Here is a 7,074-nt window from a genome sequence, read left to right on the forward strand (position 1 = left end):
ATTGGTAAATATTGATGATAAATTAATATTACCAGTTGTTAAATTAGTATCTGCTAATTTGACGCTATTTAATCGCGTTGTTAAAGACATTATGCTGCAAATCTTTTAAATGTGTACTGTATTTATTGTATTTTAGCCTGTCGGTGGCTAAACACGCCGGTACCAATTATAAATTACAGCGCGGGTACTTAAGTTGCAATGCTTAGCAGGTACTTATCAACATGAGATTTTTTTTATCGGGTATAATAACGGTTATTTTATTAAATATCCTTTTCCTGTTGCCTGCAAATGCGCAGTCGTACGGGTTAGGGTTTTATAGTCATGAGGTGGTGCAGGATAAACGCACCACGCTTGATTTAAGCGTAAACAACGTAAGGCCAAAAGATAACCTCGATGTATCCTTCGATCTTTCTTTTATGCCCAATCATGTTATTTATTTTGGTTACATATTGCGGCTTGTTGGCGACGATAAACAAAATATCGACCTTGTTTATGATAACCAGGCCAATACCAAACACTTTAAAATCATTATCGGCGAACGCCTTTCAAAAATATGCTTTAATATTGATGATAAGCTATTGTTTGATCATTGGAACAAACTAAGGCTGCTTATCGACTATAAGAATGATAAGCTCACCGTTTTTTCGGGGAAGGATGCTTATAGCGAAACGGGACTTGCCCTAAAGCCATGCAGCAATTATAAACTGCTTTTTGGTGCAAACGCTTACCGGCAGTTTCAAACTACCGATTTGCCGCCTTTGAAACTTCGGGAGGTAAATGTATCTCAAAACGGAACACTGCTTGGCAACTGGCCGCTTAACGAGTGGGAGGGCAACATAGCCAATGAAACCGTTAACCAAAACAACGGCACCATCACCAATCCGCTATGGATCAAATCGCGCCACCGCAACTGGCAAATGGAAAAAGAGTTTACCATTCCGGGTGATGCCAGCATTGCTTTTGATGCCGCTAATGAGCGGGTTTTAATTATAAACCAGGATTCGCTATATACCTACGCTGTTAATAAAACACCGCAAATTACGAGTACTGCTTACAGCTCGGGTAAGCAAATGATGGTGCCCGGCGATCAGATGGTTTATAATGCCGATAAACTGTACTACCTGTATATCGACCAGATGGCCATCGGTACCTATGATTTTAAAACCAACCGATGGAACAAGGGCTTTAAAAACCTGGCTACCAATAATGGTCACCTCAATAAGTTTTTCAGCAAGGCCGATAGTTCGGTTTATACCATTGGCGGCTATGGGCAGTTAATTTATAAAGACAGTGTTAAACGCTACAACGTAGTTACCAATACCTGGCAAAAGGTAAAAGTTAAGGGCGATACTTTTACGCCGCGTTACCTGGCCGGTTTGGGTACAAGCGCCGCCGGTGATACTGCTTATGTAATTGGTGGTTATGGCAGCGCATCGGGCCAGCAAATTGTAAATCCGCGTAATTTGTATGATATGATGCGGTTCTCGGTTAAGGATAAATCCTTTAAAAAGCTGTTCACTATCGATGTAAAGAACGAAGATTTTGTGTTCTCAAATTCGTTGGTTATCAATGAAAAAGAACGCTCCTATTATGGGTTGATATTTCCTCAGCATAAATTTAACTCTAACCTGCAACTGATCCGTGGTTCACTGGATAAAGCAAAATATCAGCTGGTAGGCGATACCATTCCGTTTTTGTTTCATGATATTCATTCCTTTTCTGATCTGTACTTTTTACCCCACAGCGGCAAATTTTTGGCCGTTACTTTATTTAGGGAGGAAGACAGGACGCGGATAAAAATATATTCGCTGTTAAGTCCGCCCGAACCGTTAGACGAGCGGGTTATAGAAGTAAGTCACGCTGGTTTTTTTTGGTGGTTTGTTGTAGGTTGCGTATTGGGGCTGATTGCAATAGGTTATATTATAGTGGTTAAGCGTAAAAAACAAGTAGTTATCAACGAACCACAACATCAACTCAAACCCGTTAGGCCATTGCCAACAACAGAACAATTGCCAGAGGATGAAGCTCTGGTATTTGAAGATGACTATACCAAAAGCCACTGCAAAAACTCCATATTTTTATTTGGCGATCTGCAGCTGTTTACGCCCGAGGGCAACGAGATCACCAGGTATTTTACGCCCTTGTTAAAAGAGCTGTTTTTGGTGATTTTGCTGTATTCGGTAAAATTGGATAGGGGGGTAAGCTCCGAAAAACTGAATGAAATACTTTGGTTTGATAAATCGGAAAAAAGTGCCCGCAACAACCGGTCTGTAAATATTGCCAAGCTTAAAACGCTTTTAGATAAAATAGGGCACTGCCAGTTATCAAAAGATACGGGCTATTGGAAAATTGAGATTGATTATAGCCATATCATGGTTGATTACCATAACTACCTCAATATTGTATCTAACAAAACCAAGCTTAATAAACAAAAAATCGTTCAGCTTACGCGCATCACGCAGCGGGGCAACTTTTTATCAAACATTGAATACGAATGGCTGGATACATTTAAATCCGAAGTATCCAACGAGATCATCGATTCCTATATTCAATTCGCAGCGTCGGTGCCCATTGCCGATGATCCTGAATTTTTAATCAAACTGGCCAATGATATCTTCTATTTCGACCCGGTAAATGAGGAAGCCATGATTTTAAAATGCAAAGCCCTTGCCCACATCGGCAAACATTCGCTGGCCAAAAATACTTTCGAAAGCTTTAATAAAGAGTATAAAGCCATTTACGGTGAAGCTTTTGAGCGCGATTTTCATTCGATTCTTGAATAAATCTACCTTTCCCGTCCACACAGGGTCTCTTTGAAAAAGGACCCTGTGCGCGTTTGTTTAACGGGGGTGTATGATGATTTCGATAATCGACTCCCTCAGAGTCCTCTGATCGAGAGATCCTAAGGGACAAAAGGCGCGCTTATTTGAGCGTCTATTTCATTTAAATCTCAATTAATCCCATACAATCTTTAATTTTCCGGTGCAATTAATAAAATATTAATAGTTCATTAAGGTTTAGCGGCAAATTTGAACCTATAAACCGATTATAAATTCAACAAATGGATATCTTATTTACCCGGCTATTAAAACCGGTTGTTTTTGGTGCTTTGTTAAGCGTTACCACAATTACCCTGTGCAACGCGCAAACCCAAACCGATGGCAATTTAAAATACATTGATCCACGTATTGGTAACGTGGGGCAATTGCTGGAACCAACCCGGCCAACCATGCACCTGCCCAACCAAATGATTAGGATGTACCCCAAGCGGGCCGATTATATTGACGACCAGATTTCCAGCTTTCCGCTCAATATGGTATCCCACCGCCTGGGTGAGGTTTTTGCCATAAAGCCTGATACTAAAACGCTAAGCCCTGCATCGTGGGATGAGAAGATGCCTTACGATCATGACCTGGAAGTTACCCGTCCATGGTATTATTCTACTTATTTAATTGATAAGGATATCACCGTGGAGTTTGCGCCCGGCAAAAAGGTGGGGATTTTTAAATTTACTTTCCCGGCTAAAAGTGTTGCTAAAAGCATTTTGTTTGATGTTTATAACGATGGCGATGCCAGTTTTAGCTTTACCAATGGCAATGAACTCAGTGGCATGGAAACCTACAATGGCGATATCAAAATTTATGTTTACGGTCGTTTCAACGCCAAAGGAACTGCTGGTATTGTAAAAGATGACAAGCTGATCAAAGATGCAGCCATAACGGGTAAGGAAGCAAAATCATATATAACCTTTGGCGCCGGTACGCCCGATGTGGTTGAGTTTAAATATGCCATATCATACGTAAGCGAGCAACAAGCCAAACAAAACTTTAAAGACGAATTTACGGGCGTTGATTTTAATACATTAACAACAACTGCAAAAGCCGCGTGGGCCAAAGTAGTTAACCAAATTGAAATAGCCGGCGGTACCGAAGCGCAACGCCGGTCGTTTTATACTGCTTTGTACCGCTGTAACGAGCGGATGGTGAACATCAATGAGGATGGGCATTATTATAGCGGTTACGATAAAAAGGTTCATGACAGCAACCGCCCCTTTTATGTAGATGATTGGGTTTGGGATACTTACCTGGCCCTTCACCCGTTGCGGTCGATATTGAACCCTACTATGGAATCAGATATGTTGAACTCCTATGTAACCATGTATCAGCAAAGTGGTTGGATGCCAACCTTCCCGGTTTTGTTTGGCGATAATCCTTGTATGAACGGTTTTCACTCCACCGTAATGTTTTTGGATGATTACCGTAAAGGCATCCGCGGTTTTGATATTCAAAAAGCCTACGAGGGTATTCATAAAAATGCCACCCAGGCCACCATGTTGCCATGGGAAAACGGACCTAAATGCGAATTGGACGATTTTTACTATGATAAGGGTTATTTCCCAGCCCTGCCAAAAGGCGAAAAGGAAACCGTAAGCCTGGTACACTCTTTTGAAAAAAGGCAGGCCGTAGCCGTTACCCTCGGCGGTAGTTATGACGATTGGGCTGTGGGGCAGCTGGCTGCCGAGTTGAAGAAAACCGACGATCAGACCTTATTTGCCAAACGCGCCCTTAACTATAAAAACCTGTGGAACAATGATAAAAAGATGTTTATCCCCAAAGACAAGGATGGTAACTGGATCAATATCGATCCTAAATTTGATGGCGGACTTGGCGGGCGCGATTATTACGACGAAAATAACGGTTGGACCTATCTATGGCAGGTGCAGCACGATATTCCCGGCCTCATTGGTTTAATGGGCGGTAATGATGCTTTCCAGGCTAAGCTTGATCAGTTATTTCGTGAAGGTTTAGATAGAAGCAAATACCAGTTTTGGGCTAAGTTCCCCGATGCAACCGGGCTTGTGGGGCAGTACTCCATGGGTAACGAGCCAAGCTTCCATATCCCGTACCTGTATAACTACGCTGGCGCGCCATGGAAAACCCAGAAGCGGGTGAGGTTTTTATTAGATGTATGGTACAAGGATAGCATTTTCGGTATACCGGGCGATGAAGACGGCGGCGGTATGTCGGCTTTTGTGGTGTTCTCCTCTATGGGTTTTTATCCAATAACACCAGGCAAGCCGGTTTACACCATAGGCAGTCCGGTATTTAGTAAAGTGACTATCAATTTGCCAAACGGTAAACAGTTTAAACTATTGGCCAATAATTGTTCGGTAGTTAATAAATATATCCAAAGCGCTAAGTTTAACGGTAAGGTATTAAACAAGCCTTGGTTTACGCATGAACAGCTTGTTGCAGGTGGCTTGCTTGAGTTACAAATGGGACCTAAACCTAATAAAAGCTGGGGCATTTGAGTTAATCCAATAATTAAAACATAAAAGATATATCCTGATGAAAAAACAAGTTTTTAGCATCTTGCTGCTATTGGTATGCGCCGTTGGGTACGCTCAAAAGCATAGCAAAACATCGGCTTTTAAAAGTTATAAAGGGTTGGTAATGGCCGGTTACCAGGGCTGGTTTAATGCCCCGGGGGATGGTGCCGGTCGCGGGTGGAACCATTATGTATCGCACGGTAAATTTGAGCCGGGTTATACTAATATAGATATCTGGCCGGATGTAAGCGAGTATAAAAAAAACTACGTATCGCCATTTAAACATGCCGATGGTACGGATGCCTACCTGTACAGCTCCTATGATTCTTCATCAGTTGAAACGCATTTTAAGTGGATGCAGCAGTACGGTATTGATGGTGTATTTGTACAGCGTTTTATTGGCGATGTACAACGGGGCAGGGGACGTAATCATAACGATGTGGTACTGGGTAACGCGCTTAAATATTCTGAAAAATATCACCGGGCAATTTCGGTAATGTATGATCTTTCGGGCATGCAGGCCGGTGGTGATTCGTTGGTGATTAAGGATTGGAAACATTTGATAGATAGCCTGAAATTGACCAATAGGGGCAACAACCAGACCTGGCTTTATCATTATGGTAAACCCCTGGTGGCCGTTTGGGGTGTGGGCTTTAACGATGGACGCAAATACGGCCTTGGCGAAGCTGAACGGATCATCAACTTTTTTAAAAATGACCCCATATATGGCGGTTGCGCTGTTTTATTAGGCGTGCCAACCTACTGGCGTGATTTTGGTAACGACACCGAAAAAGACCCGCGTTTGCATGACTTGCTCCGCAAGGTAGATATTGTTCACCCATGGTTTGTAGGGCGGTTTAATGAAGACAGTTACCCCAAATTCCAGCCGCGGATAGTTGATGACATTGCCTGGTGTAAAGCTAATAAGGTGGATTATGTGCCCACCGTGTTCCCCGGTTTTAGCTGGCATAACATGAACCCACGTGCGCCGCAAAACCAGATCCCTCGTAACAGAGGTCATTTTTACTGGAAACAGATTACAGGAGCCATTAAAAGTGGTGCAGGCATGCTCTATGTAGCCATGTTTGATGAGGTTGATGAAGGCACCGCCATCCTGAAAGCTTCCAAAAACCCGCCGGTAGGCTTAAGCACCTTTGTAAGTTATGAAGTTGGTATTCCTAATGATTATTATTTATACCTAACAGGGTACGCCACCAAAATGCTCAGGAAGCAGGTACCTTTTACTGAGGATGTGCCTTTGCCGGTAAATCATAAATAAAAACTGAAGATTTTTAAAATACCCTCTCTAAGAGGTTTAGTTGATGTTATCAAAATATTGATAACCGTGTGCCCGGGGTGAGATACGGGCACATTTATTTTAAGAACGACGCTGTGCGAAGTCTCGGACTTTGGACTACTATGCCCGTAGTCTCTGCTACAGGTTTGTATACGCTTGATTAAAAAGCTGCTGTAGTCAGAGACTATAAGCATAGCAGATCGAAGTCTGGAGACTTCGATCAACAGTGGAAGTCGAATAGCTGTGAGGTCCCGCCCGCTGTACGAAGTCTCTGACTTCGTACTACTATGCCTGTAGTCTCCGACTACAGGATTATTGCCCTTGCTTAAAAAATACTGTAGTCGGAGACTACAGGCATAGCAGATTGTCTTGTCCTGAAATAGGTTTACACTAAGTAAACAAAAATGAAAGGACAAAAGACAAGGAAGGAGCGTTTAGCTTCACAGGT

Annotated in this window: 3 protein-coding genes; all 3 read left to right on the top strand. The window is 42.5% G+C overall.

What is annotated here, in order from left to right:
* Positions 1-221: 221 nt before the first annotated feature.
* The 3 genes from QWZ17_RS07710 to QWZ17_RS07720 all read left to right on the top strand — a co-directional run bounded on the left by QWZ17_RS07710 (position 222) and on the right by QWZ17_RS07720 (position 6,608).
* The gene (locus tag QWZ17_RS07710; protein ID WP_290304525.1) at positions 222-2,783 is read left to right on the top strand and encodes a Kelch repeat-containing protein; all 2,562 of its coding nucleotides are present in this window, start codon (positions 222-224) and stop codon (positions 2,781-2,783) included.
* Positions 2,784-3,061: 278 nt separating this feature from the next.
* Positions 3,062-5,311, top strand: a complete 2,250-nt coding sequence (locus QWZ17_RS07715) for a GH92 family glycosyl hydrolase (RefSeq protein ID WP_290304526.1) — start codon at positions 3,062-3,064, stop codon at positions 5,309-5,311.
* A 37-nt stretch (positions 5,312-5,348) separates the two neighbouring features.
* A complete protein-coding gene (locus QWZ17_RS07720) occupies positions 5,349-6,608 on the top strand; it encodes a glycoside hydrolase family 99 protein (RefSeq protein ID WP_290304527.1) in 1,260 nt (419 codons plus the stop codon).
* The last annotated feature ends 466 nt before the right edge of the window (positions 6,609-7,074 follow it).

The organism is Mucilaginibacter flavus (assembly GCF_030409315.1).
GTDB lineage: Bacteria > Bacteroidota > Bacteroidia > Sphingobacteriales > Sphingobacteriaceae > Mucilaginibacter > Mucilaginibacter flavus.